The following is a 19,056-nucleotide window of genomic DNA, read 5'->3' on the forward strand; positions in this document are numbered from 1 at the left end:
CAGATGACAAACACGAGGGTGTCTGGCAGCGGGCCGTGCTCCGGGCGAGGGCGGAGGCGTGAGCCGCGCCGTGCCCATCGCCTCGCTCACCGCCGCGGCCTTTGCGCCCTTTGGCGATGTGCTTGAGGCCACCGGCCCCGCTGACAAGATCATCAATCAGGGCCTCTGCGGGCGCTACCATGACAGGGCGCAGCTGGACTTTGCCGATGGCCGCGCGGGTATCAGCCTGTTTGATGCGCAGCCGCGCAGCCTGCCCATGGCGCTGGAGATGGTGGAGCGCCACCCGGAGGGGAGCCAGGCCTTTTTGCCGATGAGCCACGCGCCCTTTCTTGTGATCGTCGCTCCCGATGAGGGGGGCAGGCCGGGGCGGCCGGTGGCCTTTCAAACCGCGCCGGGGCAGGGGGTTAACTACCACAGGGGCACATGGCACGGCGTTCTCACCCCGCTCTCGGCGCCCGGCCTTTTTGCGGTGCTCGACAGGATCGGGCCGGGTGACAACCTTGAGGAACACTGGTTTGCAGAGCCCTACGAGGTTGTTGGGTAATCCGGGCAGCCTTCAGAACGCCTTGCCGCGGGCGCTGACGGGCCAGAGGCATTCGACCTTGCCGTTGCGCACGCCGACATACCAATCATGCAGGTTGATGGTTGGGTCACAGTGGCCGGGCACCAGCCGCAGCTTGTCGCCCGGTTTGAGGGTGCCGCCCGGATCGGAAAGCTCGCCATGTTCGTCGGAGCAGGCGGTATAGGTGACATCCTCGCGCCCGAAGACCTCCGGCAGCCCGCTATCGAGCGATTGCACCTTCAGCCCGGCGTCACAAATCGCCCTGTCGGGCTGAACGTGGCTCATCACCTGCGTGAGGAGGAACAGCGCATTCTCCCACTCGCCCCGGTCGATCCGTGCGCCATCTTCCTGCAGAATTCGGCCATAGTCGGCATCCATGAAGGCGTAGGAGCCGCATTGCAGCTCGTTGTAAACGCCTGATGTGCTTTCGAACGGGTAGGAGCCGGTGCCGCCGCCTGACACCACCGCGCAGCTGATCTCCTTGGCCTTCAGCGCGGCGAGCGTTTCTTTGACCATGGCGATGGCGACATCGGCCTTGGCCTTGCGGTCCTCGAAGCGGGTGTGGTGTTGCATCGCGCCCTGATAGGCCTGAAGCCCGCAAAACCTTAGCCCGGTGGCCCCAATGACCGCCTGTGCAATTTCCACCACCGCGGCGGGGCTTGCCACCCCGCACCGGCCTGCGCCGCAGTCGATCTCCACCAGAACGCCAAGCTCGGTGCCAGCGGCTTGCGCAGCGGCGGATAGCTCGGCGACATTGGCCACATCATCCACGCAAACAGTGACCTCGGCGCCAAGCAGGGGCAGGCGGGCGAGCCTTTTGAGCTTGAGCGGGTCGCGGACCTGATTGCTCACCAGCAGGTCACGAATGCCACCGCGTGCAAAGACCTCGGCCTCGCTCACCTTTTGGCAACACACGCCCACGGCGCCGCCCAGCTTTTGCTGGAGCTTGGCCACATCGACCGATTTGTGCATCTTGCCGTGAACGCGATGGCGCATGCCGTGGGCACGGGCGTAGGCGCCCATCTTTGCGATGTTGCCTTCCAGTGCATCGAGATCGAGCACCAGTGCCGGGGTCTGGATGTCGGCGGCGTCCATGCCCGGGCGGGCGGGAATGTCAAAGCCCACTTCCAGATCGGTGAAATCGTGCTGTTGTCGGATCATGCGCCTTACTCCCTTTGCCGGGTAGATAGGGCAATGCCGTGGAAAGACCCAGCGGCTCTGGTCGCGGCTCTGGTCGCGGCGCTGTGCAAGTTGTTCCCGCGTCCGATGTGCCGAGGCTGCGGCTCCGTTCCATCGGTTGCCGTTTGGGTGGTTGGCGAGCGTGGCGTAACTTCAGGTGCTTGTCTTTATGCTTGAGTAACCTCAGGTTAATTCTGGGCCGGGGAGGGCATGGCATGTCGGAAATGACGCTGAGACAGGTCGAGGTGATCCGGGCGGTGATGATGACCGGCACGATCAGTGGTGCGGCGGAGATGCTCAACGTTTCCGCGCCAGGTATCAGCCGCCTTGTGAAACACACCGAAGAGTCCCTTGGCATTCGGCTGTTCGAGCGGAAGGCGGGCCTGTTTACCCCTTCGGTCGAGGCCAGTCGCGTTTTTGACCAAGTGCGGGAGGTTTATCGCGGGGTCGAGAACCTGCAGCTTGCCCTCGGCTCGCTGCAGAAGGGTGAGGCTGTGCGCCTTTCTTTCGCCACCGCGCCCTCCATCGCCCAGTTCATCGCTGCCCGCGCGCTGCGGCAGGTACGCAGCCGCTATGATGACCTCTTTGTCGATCTGAACGTGCTGAAGATTGAGGAAACGGTTGAATACCTCCTGCTGGAACGCGGCGAGTTTGTCATCATGAGTTCTGCCGTCGAGAATGCCGCTATCGAGAATGAGGAAATCGCCGAAGGGCAGTTGGTGGCGGTGCTGCCTGAGGGGCACCCGCTGACGCGGCAGAAGCAGGTATCGGTTGCTGACCTCGCCAAGGAAGAGTTGATCGGTGTGGACCCATCCGATCCTTACGGCGCGCTGCTGGCTGAGCCCTTCGCCGTGGCGGGGCTGGAGGTGAATTTTGCCATGCGGGGGCGTTTTGCGCAGACCGTGGTAAGTTTGGTGCGCCACGGGCTTGGCGTGGCGGTGATCGACGAGTTTTCGGTGGCGGAGGTCTATATGCCGGGGCTGGAGCGCCGCCCGTTGGTGGAGGATTTGCGGATCAAGAGCTATGTCTCGCGCAAGAAGGGCCGGGTGCTCTCGGGCTATGCCGACTATGCCATTGCCCAATTCCGGCGCGAGCTTGGGCGGGCGGTGGAAGATGGGCCGTGGTATCGGGCACGAAAATAACGTGATGTTAACAAGTGCGCAAAATGGGTATTTGACGTTAAGAGGCAATGCACGGCAGAGTTCCCTGCATCCATAGCCGTAAAACCGGCGCAGGACTGACACACTTGGGAGGAAGAGAATGAAGCACATCATTGGCGGCGCGTTGAGCGCCCTTGTTCTGACGGCCACGGCTGCTGTTGCGGAATACCCCGAAAAAGAGATTCAGGGCATCATCCAGTGGGGGGCCGGCGGCTCTACCGACACTGTGATGCGCTCGGTCACGCCCCATGCCGAAGAGGCGCTGGGCGGCACTGTGGTTATGCAGAACATGACCGGAGCCGTGGGCGCGATCGCGCTGAACCACGTGGCAGGCTCTGCGGCCGATGGCTACACCGTGCTGATGGGCGCCGAAAACCCGATGCTCTACAAGATCATGGGGCTGGGCGATAAGGACTATAACGAGTTTATCCCGATCTCGATCCTCGCCCGTGGCACCCCGATGCTTGTGGCCAACCCCGATGCGCCGTTCAACGATTACGCCGAGATGATGGCCTACATCAAAGAGAACCCCGGCGAGGTTAAGTTTGGCTCCACGGGTCCCGGTGGCTTGCCTTCGGTGGTCACTGCGATGATCTCTTCGGTTGAAGGCGGGCTTGATGTGACGGCTGTGCCCTATGATGGTGACGGCCCGGCCCTGACCGGCCTACAGGGTGGCGCGATTGACGTTATGCCCGCCGTGCTTGGTGCCGCCATCGAAGGCATCCGTGCAGGAAACATGAAGCCGCTCGCAATCTTTGACGTGGAGGCTAACGAGCACCTGCCCGATGTCCCCCATGTGACCTCGTTCAACGATGCCTATAGCACTTACCTGCCTTGGGGCCCGTTCTTTGGTGTTTTTGTGCCCAACGGAACGCCCGATGACGTGGTGGCAAAGCTGTCGGACGCCTATGCGACCGGTGCACAGCACCCCGACTTCGTGAAGCTGATGGAAGATCGCGGCTTCACTCTGATGGGGATCTCGGGCGAAGAGGCAAACGCCTTCCTCTCCAAGTGGCAGCAGGGCACCGCTTGGCTTTTGCAGGATGCCGGGCTGACAAAGACCTCCCCCGAGGAGTTCGGGATCGCGCGCCCCGGAGAGTAACAGCTCAAGGCGTGGCGCTCCGGATGATGGATAGCCAGCGCCAAGTTGCCGGGCACCGCATTTCTGCGCGAAGTGCGGTGCCCAATTCTTTCGGGCCCAAGGGAGGACACCATGGAGCACATCGACCCCGACCATCATGACGGCACCTCCGACGCCACACCCGGTGGAGAGCGTGGAAAACGCCGCCCCGGCGAGCTGCTCTTTGCCGCTGTTTTGCTGGTGGCCAGCCTTGGCTTGCTCTGGAGCGCCTATGGGATCGAAAATCCCTTTGGCCCCAATGGTCTCTCGTCGCCCCGGTCCATCCCAATGGCGACCACCTTTGCCATGGTCGTTTCGGCGGCCATCGTGCTGTTTCAGACAGCGCGGCTGCCGCTCGACCGGGCCGAAGCACTGGCAAAAGACATCCTGCCGCCGGTCGTTCTAATCTTCGCGCTTTTCCTGGTGGCCTATGGCGTGCTGCTGCGCCCGCTCGGGTTTTTGCCCACATCGGCGTTGTTCCTCCTCGCGGCCATCAAGATCCTCGCGCGGCGCGGATGGCTTTGGACGCTGGTGGTTGCCCTTGGCAGCCTCATCGTGATCTGGCTGATCTTCCGCATCGTCTTCAGCGTGCTAATGCCGGCAGGCATCGTGCCTGAATCCGAGATGATCCAGTTCTTCCGGGGCCTCCTCAGCGCGGGAGGCGCAGGATGACCACGCTGATGGATTTTCTGACCGTTTTCACCCAGCCGCAGCTCTTGCTGCTGGTTGGGCTCGGCACCTTTGCGGGTGTCTACGTTGGCGCAATTCCCGGCCTGTCTGTCACCATGGCCGTTTCTATCCTGATTTCCTTTACCTTCTCGTGGGATGTGTACCCGGCGATTTCGCTGATGATCGGTATCTACATGGGCGGGGTCTATGGCGGCTCACGCACGGCGATCCTGCTCAACATTCCCGGCGCCCCCTCGGCCATTGCTACCGCGCTTGACGGCTATCCGATGGCCAAGCGGGGCGAGGCGGGCACGGCGATTGGCGTGACCACGGTGATGAGCTTCATCGGTGGTTTCGTCGGCATTGGTGTGCTGGCTCTGGCTGCGCCTCTGGTTTCGGACTTTGCGCTGCGCTTTCAGCCGCGCGACTACATGCTGCTGGGGGTGCTCGGCATCCTGCTGGTCGGCTCGCTGAGCCAAGGCAGCCTTGTGAAGGGCATCTTTGCCGGGGCGCTTGGGATTGCCCTTGGCGCGGTGGGGCGCGATCCGCTGACCTTTGCGGAGCGCTTTACCTTCGAGTTTCAGCTGCTGGAGGGGGGTATCTCTTTCATTGCGGTGATGATCGGCATGTTCGGCGTGTCTGAAGCGCTGCTGCAGCTTCACCACGTTGACAAGGACGCTGTGCGCCAGAAGATCACCCGCATCGTGCCCTCGCTTGCGACGGTGAAGAAACACCTGCCGCTGAGCCTGCAGACCTCCACCATCGGCGTGGTGATCGGTGCGCTGCCCGGCACTGGCGGCGATATTGCCGCGCTCATGGCCTATGACCACGCCAAGCGCGTTACCAAAGCCCCAGAGCGGCCGTTTGGTGATGGCGCGATGGAGGGGCTTGTGGCCCCCGAAACCGCCAACAACGCGGCTGTGGGCGGGGCCTTCATTCCGATGATGACCCTTGGCATCCCCGGCGATGCAGTGACGGCGATCATGATTGGCGCGCTCTTCATCCACGGGCTCAACCCCGGGCCGATGTTGATGATCGACCAGCCCGATATGTTCTGGTTTATCGTCGGCTGCCTCGTGACGGCGAATTTCTTCATGCTGCTCTTCGGGCTCACCGGCATTCGGCTCTTCACCAAGATCGTCGAGATGCCGCGCAGCGTGCTGGTGCCGCTGATCATGCTGCTCTCGATCGTTGGCGCTTACGCGGTGAACAACTCGATCACCGATGTGTACTGGATGCTGGGCTTTGGCGTTTTCGGCTATTTCATGCGCCACTACGGCTACCCACTGGGGCCGGTGATCCTTGGCGTGATCCTGTCGCGGCTGCTTGATGACAACTGGCGCAGGGCGATCATCTCTGAGCAGGAAGACCTTGGACGGTTCTTTGGCGGTATCTTCTCCAGCCCGCTGTCAATTGTGCTGCTGGTCTCCGTCATCCTCATTTTCGTGTCGCAAACGCCGGTTTGGGCCGCGGCGAAGGCGCGTGTTTTTGGCAAGAAAGGTGGGCGTGCATGACCCGCGACGCGGAACTGAAACTCGGGCTGATCGGAGACAATATCGCGGGTTCCCGCGCGCCCGCGCTGCACCGCATGGCGGGGGCACAGAACGGGGTGTCGGTGCAATATGACAGGCTGGTGCCCAAGGAGCTTGGCGAAGACTTCGAGGCGCTTTTTGGGGCCTGCAAGAGCCGGGGGTATCGCGGCATCAACGTGACCTACCCCTACAAGGAGCGGGCGGCCCGGATGGTGGCCATCGACGACCCGCTTGTGCGGGCCATTGGTGCCGTCAACACGGTGCTCTTTGCAGAGGGCGGGCCGCCGAAGGGGCACAACACCGATTACACCGGCTTCGTCGCGGCCTATCGTGCCCTGCGCGGTGATGCGGCCGTTGGCACCGCTTGCCTCATTGGCACTGGCGGCGTGGGCCGGGCTCTTGCCTTTGGCCTTGTGGCGCTTGGGGCAACGGCGATCCGGTTGGTTGACCAGAACCCCGTCAAGGCCGAGGCGCTGGCCGAAGAGCTTGGCAACCTCGGGGCGGCCCCTGCCATCGAGGTGTTTGCGGATGCGGCCACCGCGGCTGACGGGGCTGATGGGCTGCTCAATGGCACGCCCGTGGGCATGGTCGGCTACGCTGGCACGCCGCTTCCTGCCGGGGCGATGCAGGGTGCGGCATGGGCGTTTGACGCTGTTTACACCCCGGTGAACACCGAGTTTCTGCAAGACGCTGGCGCGGCAGGTGCCACCCTCATCTCGGGGTACGAGCTGTTTTTCTATCAGGGCGTTCACGCTTGGGCCCACTTCTCGGGCCTTCCGCTGGATGAGGCCCGGCTGCGGGCAGAGCTTGCCAAACAGGGAGAGCCGGCATGAAAACCTCCATCGCCACCGTCTCGATATCAGGCAACCTGCGCGAAAAGCTGGAGGCCATCGCCAAGGCGGGCTTCGACGGTATCGAGATTTTCGAACAGGACTTCATTGCAGACACTGGCTCCCCACGCGAGATCGGCGAGATGATCCGTGACCACGGGCTTGAGATTACGCTGTTTCAACCCTTCCGAGACTTCGAGGGGCTCACCGGCGAGGCGCGCCAGCGGGCGTTTGATAGGGCAAAGCACAAGTTTGATGTGATGCAGGAGTTGGGCACCGATCTGATCCTGTTCTGCTCCTCCCTGCATCCCGACGCTCTGGGCGGGGTGGATCGCGCTGCCGCTGACTTCCACGAGCTGGGTGACATTGCCGCCGAGCATGGGGTGCGCGTGGGCTACGAGGCGCTGGCTTGGGGCCGCCATGTGAACGATCATCGCGATGCGTGGGAGATCGTGCGCCGCGCCGATCACCCGAACATCGGCCTGATCCTCGACAGCTTTCATACCCTCGCCCGAAAGATCGACCCGGACACCATACGCCGCATTCCGAGTGACAAGATCTTCTTTGTCCAGCTGGCCGATGCGCCGCTGATCGAGATGGATCTGCTGTATTGGTCGCGCCACTTTCGTAGCATGCCGGGCGAGGGCGATCTGGCGGTGACGGAGTTTATGCGTGCGGTTGCGGCCACTGGCTATTGTGGCCCGATCAGCCTTGAGATCTTCAATGACCAGTTTCGCGGTGGCAAACCTGCGGGGCTTGCGCTTGATGGCCACCGCTCGCTTGTTGCGCTGATGGATGACGTCCGCAGGCTGGAGCCCGATATCCGCATCGACTTGCCCGATTTGCCGCCGCGCGTGGCTGTTGAGGGTGTGTCCTTCATCGAGTTCGCCACCCGTGGCGATGAGGCCGCCGCGCTGGAGACTTTCCTGAAAACAATGGGGTTTTCCCATGTCGGGAGCCATGTGTCCAAGAGTGTTGCGCTCTGGCAGCAGGGCGAAATCCGGATTGTGGTGAACACCGAAGACACCGGCTTTGCGCAATCTGCCTATATGGCTCATGGCACCACGATCTGCGATCTCGGACTGTCAGTTGCGAGCGGTGCCGATACCGAGCGGCGGGCGGTTGCGCTGGGTTCTGCGCCGTTTCAGCAGCCGCTTGGGCCGGGTGAAATGAAGATTCCGGCGATCCGCAGCGTTGGCGGCAGCGTGATGCACTTTATCGACGAGGCAAGCGGCCTCTCCGATGTTTGGAACGTTGAGTTTCAGCCCGTGGAGGGCGCGCCGAAGGCCGATGCGGGGCTGAGCCGGATCGACCACGTGGCCGAAACCATGAACTACGACGAGATGCTGAGCTGGTCGCTGTTTTATACCTCGATCTTCGAGATGGGCCGCGCACCTATGGTTGATGTGATCGACCCGGATGGCCTTGTGCGCAGTCAGGCGATCAGCACGCCGGATTCTGCCTTTCGGATTACCCTCAACGGGGCCGAAACCCACCGCACTCTGGCAGGCAGCTTTCTGGCCGAGAGCTTCGGCGGTGCGGTGCAGCACGTGGCCTTTGCCTCGCAGGACATCTTTGCCACCGCCCGCGCCATGGCGGCGCTTGGCTTTGAGCCGCTGCCCATGCCGGGGAACTACTACAGCGATTTGCAGGCCCGCTTTTCGCTGAGCTCCGAGGTGCTGGCCCAGCTCACCGAGTTGAACATCCTCTATGATGAAGACAGCGCGGGCGCGTTCTACCAGTTTTACAGCCGCCCGTTCTCTGGCGGGTTGTTCTTTGAGGTGGTGCAGCGGGTGAACGGCTACGATGGCTATGGGGCGCCCAACGCGCCCTTCCGGATTGCCGCTCAAAAGCGCCTTGCGCGGCCCAAGGGCATGCCTAAGCGATAGGCTCAGGGCCGGTGCCACGGCCGCCTGCGCGCCTCGCTACGCGCGCAGGCAGGTGGCCCAACCTGTTGCTCAGTGAGGCGCGAGACCTAGCAGGCGCCTTGCCTCGCCGGGGGACGCCACATGGCGCCCGTGGCTTTGCGCAGTTTGGCCTATCTGAGGATCGTAGCCATCGGTTTCTGGAACTTCTTTTGGGAGGGGCCTATGAGGGAACGGTGTCAAAAATCACCGCCTCATGATCCATCAGTTCTTTGAATATTATCGCCCGCACATGCGGCTGTTCTGGCTCGACTTTGGCTGCGCTGTGGCTTCTGGCCTGCTGGAACTTGCCTTTCCGCTCGCGATTGCGGGCTTTATCGACACGTTGCTGCCGCAGGGCGACTGGCCGCTGACCGTTTTGGCCGCTGGGGGGCTGGTTGCGGTTTACCTCATAAACACCGCGCTCATGGCGATCGTGACCTATTGGGGCCACATGCTGGGCATCAATATCGAGACAGAGATGCGTGCCCGCGCGTTTGACAGGCTCACCCGGCTCAGCTGGTCGTGGTTTGACAGGGCCGAGACCGGCAAGCTGGTGGCCCGCGTTACCCGTGACCTCGAAGAGATCGGCGAGGTGGCGCACCACGGGCCGGAAGACCTGTTTATCGCGATCATGACCTTTATCGGGGCCTTCGCGCTCATGCTCTGGCTGCACCCGCAGCTTGCCCTGATCACGCTGGTGATCGTGCCGGTCATGGCTTGGTTGCTGGCCCATTATGGCGGGCGGATGACGCGGGCCTGGCAAGAGATTTACGCCCGCGTTGGCGCCTTCAACGTGCGGCTGGAGGAAAGCATCGGCGGTATTCGCGTGGTGCAGGCCTTCACCAACGAGCCACATGAGCGCACTCTCTTTGGAGAGGATAACAGCCGCTATCGCACCACCAAGCTTGAGGCCTATCGGATCATGGCAGGCGTTTCGGCGCTGCATTACATGGGCCTGCGGGTGGTGCAGGTGGTGGTGATGGTTGTCGGCGCGGGTTACGTGTTTCAGGGCAGCCTCAGCACCGGCTCCTATGTGGCCTTCCTGCTGCTGGTTGGTGTGTTCTTTCGCCCGCTGGAAAAGATTGCCGCCGTGCTGGAGCTTTACCCACGCGGCATTGCCGGGTTTCGTCGCTATCTTGAGCTGATGGACACCGCCCCCGAGATCACCGACGCAGAGGGCGCGCGGGAGGCTCCCGCGCTGCACGGCGCGATCAGTTTTGACCACGTGAGCTTTGCCTATGACGGTGTGCGCGGCGTGTTGCATGACATCAGCCTTGAAATCGCCCCGGGTGAGCAAGTGGCGCTGGTGGGCCATTCCGGTGCGGGCAAGACGACGCTGGCCGCGCTGGTGCCTCGTTTCTACGAGCCGAGCGCGGGCGAGATCCGGATTGATGGCATGCCGATCCGCGATATGACGCTGGCATCGTTACGCAGCCAGGTCGGGCTGGTGAGCCAGGATGTGTTTCTGTTTGGCGGAACGCTGCGCGACAACATCGCCTATGGGGCGCTCGGCGCCGATGAGGCCGCGATTGCGGCAGCGGTCGAAAACGCCCAGCTTGCGGAGCTGGTGCGGGAGTTGCCGGACGGGCTTGATACGGTGGTGGGCGAGCGCGGTGTTATGCTTTCGGGTGGTCAGCGCCAGAGGGTGGCCATTGCCCGTGTTTTCCTCAAGAACCCGCCGATCCTGCTGCTGGACGAAGCCACATCGGCGCTCGACAGGGGCACTGAGCGCGAGGTGCAGGCGGCTCTCTCCCGGCTCTCCGAAGGGCGCACCACGCTCACCATCGCCCACCGGCTCAACACCATTCGTGATGCCGACAGGATCATTGTGCTCGACCAAGGCCGGATCGTGGAAATGGGCTCGCATGATGCGTTGGTGGCGCGGCAGGCGGCCTATCATGCGCTGATCAGCTGAGCCGCTTCGCGCTGGCCTGCTGGGGCCGGGCGCGGTAGATCAAGGGGCCAGATCAGCGAGTGGACCCGATGGAAGACCAGCCCGGCACAGCGAGCGAAGCCTTTGCCGATGATTCCGATCCGGCGATGGGCGCCAACCGGGTGTGGTTCAACCTGCTACGCATCCACCGCAGCACCGGCGGGCGCATTGCCAAGGCGCTGCGCGAGATTGGTGTGGGCGACCCAGTCTGGTACGAGATCCTGCTGGAGTTGGAGCGGGCGGGGCCGGATGGGCTGCCCATGGCCGCGCTGGAGCGCAAGCTGTTCTGCCCGCAATATGCCCTCTCGCGCCACGCCGCACGGCTGGAGGAGGAGGGCTGGATCATAAGCGCTGCTGCCCCCGGGCCGGGGCGCGGAAAGGTGCTGCGGCTCACCGGCGCGGGCAAGGGCAGGCATGGGCAGATCTGGGAGGTTTATCGCGCGGCCATCGCAGAAGAGGTTGGCAGCCGCCTTTCTGTTGACGAAACCTATGCGCTGGCTCGGCTTCTCATCCGTCTTTACGACTGAAAACGCCGCCGATGCAGGGCACCGGCGGCGTCTGGTTGCGGGCGGGGGTGTGGCCTAGAACTTGGCCACGGCCACCAGCGAAATGGTGCGGCCCGGTTCGCGCAGCGGGGTGATCGTGCCGTATTCGCCGCCGTAGGTCGCGCGGTCGGCATATTGTTCGTCGAACATATTGTTCACCTCGGCGCGGATCGTCAGGTTGGGCGTGCTCGGCGGCACGTATTCGGCCCAGGCGTTCACCACCGTGTAGCCATCGAGGTCGATCAGCGCGGGATCATCGAAATCATAGTCGAGCGCCACATCCAGCCCGCCGCCGACCTTGAGGCCTTCCACCCGGGTTTCCTGCTCGACCTCGAAGGCCACCAGCGTGCCAAGCGGTGCGCCGTAGTCTTGCGCGGTAAAGCTCTCACCCGGCGCGCCGTTGATTTCTACGTCGCTGTGCGACAGCGTCATCCGGGCAAAGCCGGTGTTCCAGCCGTAGGTTGCGCCGAGGTTGAAGCCCTTGCTCTTGAAATCGAAGGTATTGGTGCTGCTCCGCGCGTTCTTGATCTCGGAGACAAAGACCTCACCCGACAGCGTGAGGTCGCCGCGTGTCCAGTCGAAGCCGAGGGTGGCATTCTCGGCGCGGGCGGCCTCCAGGCTGTCGTAAGCCGTGGGGGCGAGCATGCGCCAGAATTCGTAGTTGTCTTCGATCACGAGGCCGCCGAAGACGGAAGACACTCCGCCGCGCAGGGTCAGCTCATCGGTGGCGGCGAAGGCGAGCGAAGCGTTGCCGGACCAGCCGGAGAAGTCGCCCTCAAACCCGTTCACCCCGGTGAAGCTTTGCCTGTCATAGCGCGCGCCGAACGAGACCTTCAGCCGGTCGCTCGGCTGCAGCCGCGCTTGGGCGAAGATGCCGACATTTTGCGACTCCTCGGTCTGATCCTCGGCGTAAGTCGGGCTCAGGTAGTTGCCGAAGCGCTCCTGATAGTCGATCCCGGCGGTCACCGTGTTGCCTTCACTGAGGTGGAAGGTGTTTTGCAGGGTGGTCGAGAAGCTGCCGGAGCGGCCGTTGCTGTCCCAAGGTTCGGGTTTCACGATTTCGCTCTCGGAGTAACCGATATGCACGCGCGGATCCCACATGCCGGTGGCATCCGGGGTTTCGTAAACGAAAGAATAGCTCTCGCGGGTGGTGTTGTAGAGCGTCAGCGCGTCATCCACCCCGCCGATGCCGCCGAAGTTCGCGCGCTCCTGCCGGAGCGAACTGTCCATCAGGCGCTGGGCCGAGAACTCGAAGCGCTGGCCGTTGCCCTCGTAGGCGACCTTGCCGAGGTAGCTCTCCAGCGCGGCGCGGGTGCCGTAGATGCGGGTGCCGTCGCCGTCTTCATAATCTTCGCCATCGGCGGTCTTGCCATAGAGCAGCCATTCGAAGCCGCCCTGCTGGCCGGCCAGCGTAAGTGCCGATTGCAGGGTTTGGCCGTTGTCGGAGAACGACAGCCGGAGGTTGCCGCCGAAGCTGTCGCCCTGCTCCAGAATGTCGGAGGCATCCACGGTTTCAAACACCACGGAGCCGGCCAGCGCATAGGGACCGGCATCGGCTGGCGAAACGGTGGCATCGGCCCGCACTTGCTTTAGCAGCCCGGGGTCGATGGCGTTGGCCGAAACGTGGTGAAAGGCGCGGTTGTTCTGCGCCGTGCCATCGACGGTGACGCCGAGGTTGAGCATGTCGACACCGTTGACGAAGATCTTCTGGGTCAGCGGCAGCGCCCCGCCGACGGAGACCGAGGCGATGCCTGAGAACACGTCTTTTAAATCGCCGGTGCGGGCGCGTTCCAACTCGCGGTCGGACACATAGGCCGAGGTGGCGCGATCGGCCTCATCGCCCAACTCGTCGCGCTGTTGCACGAGGATCGGGTCGAGGGTGAAAACGGTGGAAGCGTCCTGCGCGTGCGAAACGGTGCCAGAGAGCGCCATCAGTGCAATTGCGGAGCAGGAGGCAGCATAGCGGCTGCGGCGGAAGATGAGTGGCATGTGTGGTCCCCTGAGTGTCATCAGTCCTGGCTGGGCTCAGAGGCTTGGCTGGCATTGGCGGTAGATCAGCCGCGCATTTGATGCAAGTGCATGTAATGTGTTCGCTGAGGAAAGTGGCCGGTTTCTTGCAAAAAAGTCGCTAGGGGGGTGGGTTGTGTGAGGTGCGGCAACTTGGTGGTTTGCGCGTGAAACGCAGGCCTTGGCACGTCGAGCGGGGAGGGGCGTAGCCTGACGCACGGCCTGCTTGCCGCGATCTACCTCGTTCACCCCTGCCCGGGTGCCACAATGCCGAACTCGCAAGTATCGTTAACTTTCGCCACTCGAGGCTCTAAAGGTTGGGAAAAGCGCCGCATAAGACTGAAGACTCTTGCTTGCGTGGCGATTGTTGTGCGCAGTGAGGGATACATGGTTACGATCAAGGACATCGCTTCGAAGCTCGATATATCGCCCTCCACGGTGGGGCGGGCGCTTGCCGATGATGGCCGCATCAGTGAGGCCACAAAGAGGCGAGTGCGCCTTGAGGCAGAGCGGCTCGGCTACGTGTCTAACCGTGCGGCACAGATGATGAGAGGTGCTTCGAGCAATCTTGTGGGCCTGATTGTGCCCGATATCTCGAACAGCTTTTTCTCGGCCACGGCGCGGTCTTTGTCGCAGTGCCTGATGGCGGCAGACTACCAGCTTGCGCTGTGTGAAACCGACGATGACCCCAAGCTCGAAAAACGCCATATCTATGAGCTCACCAGTGCGAACGTTGCCGCAATCATCATCGTGCCCACGGCGAACCCGAGGGCGGAATCGGTCAACTACCTCCGGAAGACGCCACATATACAGATCCTGCGGGACCATCCCGACTTCGGGCCTCAGTTTTTCGGGATCGACGACCGGCTGGCGACCTATCAGGCGGCGATGCATCTCTATGAGCTGGGCCACCGGCGGGTTGCCTATGTTGGTGGCCCATCCGACCTGCTGACAGGTGCGGGCCGCCTTGCTGGCTACCGAGACGCGGCACGGGAGACCGGGAACGAACAGCTGGAGTTGCTGGGATCGCCCGCATCCTTTGAGTTCGGGCGTGAGGCGATGCGCGAGCTGCTGGAGATGCCGGACCGCCCGACAGGGTTGGTGCTGGGCGCGATCCTCCACACCGAGGGGGTGCTCGATCAGTTGATCGGGGCGGGACTGAAGGTGCCGGAGGAGGTGTCGATCATCGGGTTCGGGGATGAACCGGGCTTCCGATGGTGGGGGCCGGGCCTCACAACGATGAGGATGCCGATTGCCGAGCTAGCAACGGCCTGCGGGCTTTGGCTGGTGCACCAATTGCGCCAACCGGGCGGGTTCAAGGATGGATATCGCTCTATCTCCCAGCCAGAGCTTGCGTTGCGTGGCAGCACGGCGGCTCCGCGGGGCGTTCAGCCTTAAAATTTGGCGTTTCCAGTTGCTTCGGCGCGGTGAGATTCATGCTGGGCGCATCAAATGATTGCGATGCGATGCACGTTATGCTAACGTGAGCATTGCCGGCCGATGTTTATTGGTTGACCTCTCAGGGGCGATGCGAAGCCTCGCCCATGCGAACAGGGAGGTCAGCTAAGATCGTGCTGCAAAAAAGGGAGGAATCACATGAAAACGACACTACGCCGTTTCTTGGCGGCTGCCTGTGCTGCTGCGGGAACGTTCGCACTGACGAGCCCCGCGCTGGCGGAATACCCCGAAGATGACATCCGCATTATCGTGCCTTACGGCCCGGGCGGCGGCTTTGACACGATTGCACGGATCATCGCCGATGCTTTGCCCCAATATCTGCCCGATGGTGCCACCGTGATCGTCGAGAACGTCTCTGGTGCCGGTGGACGGCGCGGCGTGGGTGAGATCTATCGCGCCGATCCGGACGGCTACACGATTGGCGTGGTTGCGACCACGATGATCCTTGCGGAGGTCTCTGGCGAGGATCTGCCTTTCAAGCTCGGTGAAATGACCCAGTTCGGGCGGCTTTCCTATGACGGTATGGCCGTGGTTGCGGCCCCGGATTCGGAGTTTCAGTCAATCGAAGATCTGCGGAACGCTGATCGGCCGGTGCTGATCGCGGCATCTCAGAAGTTCACGCCCGGGATCGTGGCCAGCTTGCTGGATTTTCCCTTTGAGGTGGTGACAGGATATGCGGGCGCAGGTGAGTTCGTTTCCGCGGTTGTGCGCGGCGATGTCGATCTGTCGATCAACACGCCGAATGGCTTTGTCTCCTATGCCGAGGGCGGGCAGCTGAATGTGCTGGCGATCTTTGACCCCGCCTACGAAGAGGCCTTCCCCGATGCTGTAACGGTCGAAGACATGGGCATCCCGGACTTGGCGAATGTGATCACCGGACGCTTCATGATGGGCCCGCCGGGCATTCCCGAAGAGGCGCGTGACACGCTGGCCGAGGCGCTGGCGAAGGTGGCCGAGGATCCGGCGGTTCTGGAGCGCGCACGGCAGGCCAACGCGGCCTTCGACTACGCGCCCCCCGCCGAGGTGGAAGGGCTGCTGGCCGACCAGTATCGCCTGACCGAAGAGTACAGCGAGTTCTTGGAATGAACCGTGAGCCGGCGGGTTTTGTGCCCGCCGGCGTGCCCTGAGGAAATCTCCCATGTTTTCAATTGCCTTGGACGCCATACTCGCCTTGGCGACCTTGCAGGGCTTGCTCTACCTGACCGCCGGTGTCGTCACCGGGCTGGTTTTTGGTCTGCTGCCCGGACTCGGTGCCAATACAGCGCTGGTCATCCTGTTTCCGTTCACCTTTGGCCTGCCGCCGACGCTCGCCATGATGATGATCGGCGGGATCATGGGATCGGCTGCGTTTGGCGGATCTATCTCGGCGATCCTGCTGAACACGCCGGGCATGGCCGTGAACGCCGCGACCACCTTTGACGGATACCCGATGGCCAAGCAGGGCAGGGGCGGCGAAGCGATTGGCGCTGCTGCGGCGGCCTCTTCTATCGGCGGGCTTCTGGGGGTGCTGCTGCTGGTGTGCGTTCTGCCCTTCGCCCAACAGATCGTGCTGGCCTTCGGGCCGCCGGAGATTTTCGTTCTCGCGGTGCTGGGCCTGTGTGCAATCGCCGCCTCGGCCGATGGCAAGCTGTTGCGGGGCCTCGTTGCAGGCGCGCTGGGGCTTTTGGTGGGCTCTATCGGGCAAGACCCGATGCTGGGCGTGCCACGCTTCACCAGCGGCCTGTTCTATCTCTACGATGGCCTGCCGATTGTGCCGGCCTTGATCGGTATCTTCGGCGTCTGCGAGATGATCCGCCTCTCGTTGCGCGGTGGCACCATCGCCCATGGGGATATGGCCACGGCAAGGGTTGGCGGGGCCGGGCGGGGCATCGTGGAAACCCTGAAGAACTGGAAGACGGTCTTGCGGGGGTCGGTGATTGGCAGCTTCGTGGGCATTGTGCCCGGGCTCGGCGGCACCGTTGCATCCTTTTTGTCCTACCTGACGACAAAGCAGATCGACAAGGAGCCCGAGAGCTTTGGCAAAGGCAACATCCGGGGCGTGATTGCGCCGGAGGCCGCCAACAACGCCAAGGACGGTGGCGCTCTGATCCCCACCCTTGCCTTCGGCATCCCGGGCAGCGTTGAGATGGGCATTTTGCTCGGACTGCTGACACTGCACGGCATCGCGCCCGGCCCGATGATGCTGATCGAGAACGTCGACGTGATTGTGTCGCTCATCGTGGCTCTCGCCTTCGCCTGCATCCTTGCATCGCTGCTCGGCATCGTCTTCGTGCGCGGCCTCGTGAAGATCACCACCGTTCCGGTTGGCCTTTTGGTGCCGGTGATCACGGTGCTGGCTCTTGTCGGCTCCTACTCCATCCACCGTCACATCGAGGATGTGGCTGTGACCGCAATCTTTGGCGTCATCGGGTGGATGATGGTGCGCTACGACTTTTCGCGCCTCGCCTTCGTGATCGGGATGTTCCTGAGCGACATCACCGAACGGAGCTTTCAGCAGTCCATGCTGATCGGTCGGCAAAGCTGGTCGATCTTCGTGGATCGCCCGGTGTCGCTGGCGCTTATCGTGCTGACAGTTCTGCTTCTCGGTTGGCCGTTGGTGCGCCTCTACCTTAAGCGGCGGCGTGAGCGCGCGGGAGGCACGCGATGACGCCCGGGCTCAAACAGGCCGTTCCGCCGCTCGTGGTCGGTGCAATCGCCGCCGCGTTCCTCGCCGCAACATTCGGTTACGCGGCAAAGGTCGGGCATTTGCCCCGGCTGGTTGCGATCTTCGCGCTTGCGCTTTGTGCCCTCGACCTGCTGCTGCCCGTGATGCGCAAACAGGCGGCCCCCGTCGAGGCACCCAGCGAAGGAGAGCGCTGGCGCGCAGCCGCTTCGCCGATTGCGGGGCTGGCAGGGCTGACGGTGCTCGTCATCGTTCTGGGGTTTCTGGCGGCCATCCCGATTTACGTTGGCGTGGCCACGCTGTTGCAGAGCAGGGCCCGCCCCGTGACCGCAGCCCTCATGGCGGTGATCACCACCGTGGCGATCTGGGGCACGTTCGAGCTGTTTCTGGGCACCGAGCTCTATCGGGGTTTGCTGGAGGGTTTGCTGTGAGGGCGATGGTTCAAAGCCGCTTTGGCGGGCCCGAGGTGCTGGAGCTGCAAGAGCTGCCAACCCCCGTGCCCGGGCCGGGCGAAGTGACCCTTCGTGTGCGGGCGGTTTCTGTCAACCCGACGCTGGATTTTGCCGTGCGCGCAGGCAGTTATGCCAAACCGGTGGACCTGCCCCATATTCTCGGCGTCGATCCTTCGGGCACCATTGAGGCGGTAGGCGAGGGCGTTGAGGGCTTCGCACCGGGCGACCGGGTCGCCACAACACCTTGGGTGCGGAAGGGGAGCAAGGCGACAGCCTCCAAAATGCTGGGTGTGCAGGCTTGGGGAGGATGCGCCGAGGTTGTCCGCATTCGCGCAGAGCAGGCTCATCACCTGCCTGAGAATGTCGGCTTTGCGGAGGCGAGTGTGATCCTGCGCCACGCACCTTTGGGGATTGCCATGTTGCGCACCGCTGCGGCGTTGAAGCCGGGCGAGCACCTGCTTGTGACCGGGCCACTTGGCGGGCTAGGCCACGTTGCCATCCAGATCGGACGCAACCTCGGGGCCTCTGTAATTCCGGTGATGCGGGGCGGACGGCAATCTGACTGGCTTACGGCGCAGGGGTTTGACCCCATCGTGCTGGGCGAAAACCCCGGTGACCTCGCACAGAGCGTGCTTCGGCGCACCGAGGGGCGGGGGGCTGACGTTGCTTTGGAGACCACTGGCGATGCTGCGCTTTTCGAGGGCGTTTTTGCATCCCTCGGGCGGCATGGGCGGCTGGTTACGGCTGGGGGGCCTGCTGCCGGGGCTGCGCCGATCGATATCAAGCGCCTCTATCTAAACCAGCTCACAATCAAAGGGCACACAGCTGTCACCTCCGATGACGTGACCGAGGCCCTCGCCTTTGCCGCCGCAAACCGGATTGCGCCCCGCATCGACCATATCGCGCCTTTGGAAGACGCACCGGAGATCCACCGAACTTACGAGCGCGGTGAAATGAGGGGGCGCGGCAAGGTGATCTTGGATCCGGGCCTTCCGCCCGCGTGACACCCCGGCGCCCCGACACCGGCCCGGACCGACAAT

General features: G+C 63.1%; 16 protein-coding genes. 14 read left to right on the forward strand and 2 right to left on the reverse strand.

Going from position 1 to position 19,056, the window contains the following annotated elements; genetic code table 11:
- Positions 1-58 precede the first annotated feature (58 nt).
- Complete coding sequence (locus tag ACXAG6_RS05985; RefSeq protein WP_475335999.1) at positions 59-544, forward strand: ureidoglycolate lyase; 486 nt, start codon at positions 59-61, stop codon at positions 542-544.
- 12 nt (positions 545-556) lie between these two features.
- Here the strand turns inward: ACXAG6_RS05985 and bhcC are convergent, their stop codons facing one another.
- Positions 557-1,723, reverse strand: coding sequence for a 3-hydroxy-D-aspartate aldolase BhcC (gene bhcC, locus ACXAG6_RS05990; protein ID WP_475336001.1), 1,167 nt, complete (start codon positions 1,721-1,723; stop codon positions 557-559).
- A 233-nt stretch (positions 1,724-1,956) separates the two neighbouring features.
- Between bhcC and ACXAG6_RS05995 the strand changes: the two genes are divergently transcribed.
- The 8 genes from ACXAG6_RS05995 (at position 1,957) to ACXAG6_RS06030 (ending at position 11,419) form a co-directional block, all read left to right on the forward strand.
- Positions 1,957-2,883 (forward strand): LysR family transcriptional regulator, encoded by a 927-nt coding sequence (locus tag ACXAG6_RS05995; protein ID WP_475336003.1) that lies wholly within the window; start codon positions 1,957-1,959, stop codon positions 2,881-2,883.
- A gap of 118 nt (positions 2,884-3,001) precedes the next feature.
- Positions 3,002-4,003 carry a tripartite tricarboxylate transporter substrate binding protein gene (locus tag ACXAG6_RS06000; RefSeq protein ID WP_475336006.1) on the forward strand — a complete coding sequence of 334 codons (1,002 nt, stop codon included), beginning with the start codon at positions 3,002-3,004 and terminating at the stop codon, positions 4,001-4,003.
- Positions 4,004-4,114: 111 nt separating this feature from the next.
- On the forward strand, positions 4,115-4,693 hold the full coding sequence (locus tag ACXAG6_RS06005) for a tripartite tricarboxylate transporter TctB family protein (protein ID WP_475336008.1): 579 nt from the start codon (positions 4,115-4,117) through the stop codon (positions 4,691-4,693).
- Positions 4,690-6,204, forward strand: a complete 1,515-nt coding sequence (locus tag ACXAG6_RS06010) for a tripartite tricarboxylate transporter permease (protein ID WP_475336010.1) — start codon at positions 4,690-4,692, stop codon at positions 6,202-6,204. Before ACXAG6_RS06005 ends, ACXAG6_RS06010 begins: the two co-directional genes overlap by 4 nt.
- The gene (locus ACXAG6_RS06015) at positions 6,201-7,055 is read left to right on the forward strand and encodes a shikimate dehydrogenase family protein (RefSeq protein ID WP_475336012.1); all 855 of its coding nucleotides are present in this window, start codon (positions 6,201-6,203) and stop codon (positions 7,053-7,055) included. Before ACXAG6_RS06010 ends, ACXAG6_RS06015 begins: the two co-directional genes overlap by 4 nt.
- A complete protein-coding gene (locus tag ACXAG6_RS06020) occupies positions 7,052-8,941 on the forward strand; it encodes a bifunctional sugar phosphate isomerase/epimerase/4-hydroxyphenylpyruvate dioxygenase family protein (protein ID WP_475336014.1) in 1,890 nt (629 codons plus the stop codon). Before ACXAG6_RS06015 ends, ACXAG6_RS06020 begins: the two co-directional genes overlap by 4 nt.
- A 232-nt stretch (positions 8,942-9,173) precedes the next feature.
- Positions 9,174-10,874, forward strand: a complete 1,701-nt coding sequence (locus tag ACXAG6_RS06025) for an ABC transporter ATP-binding protein (RefSeq protein ID WP_475336016.1) — start codon at positions 9,174-9,176, stop codon at positions 10,872-10,874.
- Positions 10,875-10,942: 68 nt separating this feature from the next.
- Positions 10,943-11,419: a MarR family winged helix-turn-helix transcriptional regulator gene (locus ACXAG6_RS06030; RefSeq protein ID WP_475336019.1), complete on the forward strand. Its 477-nt coding sequence runs from the start codon at positions 10,943-10,945 to the stop codon at positions 11,417-11,419.
- Positions 11,420-11,473: 54 nt separating this feature from the next.
- On the opposite strand, the gene ACXAG6_RS06035 is transcribed toward ACXAG6_RS06030, so the two are convergent.
- On the reverse strand, positions 11,474-13,426 hold the full coding sequence (locus ACXAG6_RS06035) for a TonB-dependent receptor plug domain-containing protein (protein WP_475336020.1): 1,953 nt from the start codon (positions 13,424-13,426) through the stop codon (positions 11,474-11,476).
- Between the two features lie 405 nt (positions 13,427-13,831).
- On the opposite strand from ACXAG6_RS06035, the gene ACXAG6_RS06040 reads away from it, so the two are divergent.
- The 5 genes from ACXAG6_RS06040 (at position 13,832) to ACXAG6_RS06060 (ending at position 19,020) form a co-directional block, all read left to right on the forward strand.
- Positions 13,832-14,842 (forward strand): LacI family DNA-binding transcriptional regulator, encoded by a 1,011-nt coding sequence (locus ACXAG6_RS06040; protein WP_475336022.1) that lies wholly within the window; start codon positions 13,832-13,834, stop codon positions 14,840-14,842.
- Between the two features lie 198 nt (positions 14,843-15,040).
- Positions 15,041-15,988 carry a Bug family tripartite tricarboxylate transporter substrate binding protein gene (locus ACXAG6_RS06045; protein ID WP_475336024.1) on the forward strand — a complete coding sequence of 316 codons (948 nt, stop codon included), beginning with the start codon at positions 15,041-15,043 and terminating at the stop codon, positions 15,986-15,988.
- Positions 15,989-16,040: 52 nt separating this feature from the next.
- Entirely contained in the window at positions 16,041-17,549 is a 1,509-nt protein-coding gene (locus tag ACXAG6_RS06050) for a tripartite tricarboxylate transporter permease (RefSeq protein WP_475336027.1), read from the forward strand.
- Positions 17,546-17,995, forward strand: coding sequence for a tripartite tricarboxylate transporter TctB family protein (locus ACXAG6_RS06055; protein WP_475336029.1), 450 nt, complete (start codon positions 17,546-17,548; stop codon positions 17,993-17,995). The genes ACXAG6_RS06050 and ACXAG6_RS06055 overlap by 4 nt, the downstream gene beginning before the upstream one ends.
- Before the next feature lie 5 nt (positions 17,996-18,000).
- Positions 18,001-19,020 carry a quinone oxidoreductase family protein gene (locus ACXAG6_RS06060; protein WP_475337930.1) on the forward strand — a complete coding sequence of 340 codons (1,020 nt, stop codon included), beginning with the start codon at positions 18,001-18,003 and terminating at the stop codon, positions 19,018-19,020.
- Positions 19,021-19,056: the final 36 nt, after the last annotated feature.

This window comes from Vannielia sp. ABF1_015, from assembly GCF_056160745.1.

Excerpts from the sequence above, each read along its gene's own strand:
- bhcC (WP_475336001.1), bottom strand. The coding sequence starts at position 1,723 with ATGATCCGACAACAGCACGATTTCACCGATCTGGAAGTGGGCTTTGAC.
- ACXAG6_RS05995 (WP_475336003.1), top strand. The coding sequence starts at position 1,957 with ATGTCGGAAATGACGCTGAGACAGGTCGAGGTGATCCGGGCGGTGATG.
- ACXAG6_RS06000 (WP_475336006.1), top strand. The coding sequence starts at position 3,002 with ATGAAGCACATCATTGGCGGCGCGTTGAGCGCCCTTGTTCTGACGGCC.
- ACXAG6_RS06005 (WP_475336008.1), top strand. The coding sequence starts at position 4,115 with ATGGAGCACATCGACCCCGACCATCATGACGGCACCTCCGACGCCACA.
- ACXAG6_RS06010 (WP_475336010.1), top strand. The coding sequence starts at position 4,690 with ATGACCACGCTGATGGATTTTCTGACCGTTTTCACCCAGCCGCAGCTC.
- ACXAG6_RS06015 (WP_475336012.1), top strand. The coding sequence starts at position 6,201 with ATGACCCGCGACGCGGAACTGAAACTCGGGCTGATCGGAGACAATATC.
- ACXAG6_RS06020 (WP_475336014.1), top strand. The coding sequence starts at position 7,052 with ATGAAAACCTCCATCGCCACCGTCTCGATATCAGGCAACCTGCGCGAA.
- ACXAG6_RS06025 (WP_475336016.1), top strand. The coding sequence starts at position 9,174 with ATGATCCATCAGTTCTTTGAATATTATCGCCCGCACATGCGGCTGTTC.
- ACXAG6_RS06030 (WP_475336019.1), top strand. The coding sequence starts at position 10,943 with ATGGAAGACCAGCCCGGCACAGCGAGCGAAGCCTTTGCCGATGATTCC.
- ACXAG6_RS06035 (WP_475336020.1), bottom strand. The coding sequence starts at position 13,426 with ATGCCACTCATCTTCCGCCGCAGCCGCTATGCTGCCTCCTGCTCCGCA.
- ACXAG6_RS06040 (WP_475336022.1), top strand. The coding sequence starts at position 13,832 with ATGGTTACGATCAAGGACATCGCTTCGAAGCTCGATATATCGCCCTCC.
- ACXAG6_RS06045 (WP_475336024.1), top strand. The coding sequence starts at position 15,041 with ATGAAAACGACACTACGCCGTTTCTTGGCGGCTGCCTGTGCTGCTGCG.
- ACXAG6_RS06050 (WP_475336027.1), top strand. The coding sequence starts at position 16,041 with ATGTTTTCAATTGCCTTGGACGCCATACTCGCCTTGGCGACCTTGCAG.
- ACXAG6_RS06055 (WP_475336029.1), top strand. The coding sequence starts at position 17,546 with ATGACGCCCGGGCTCAAACAGGCCGTTCCGCCGCTCGTGGTCGGTGCA.
- ACXAG6_RS06060 (WP_475337930.1), top strand. The coding sequence starts at position 18,001 with ATGGTTCAAAGCCGCTTTGGCGGGCCCGAGGTGCTGGAGCTGCAAGAG.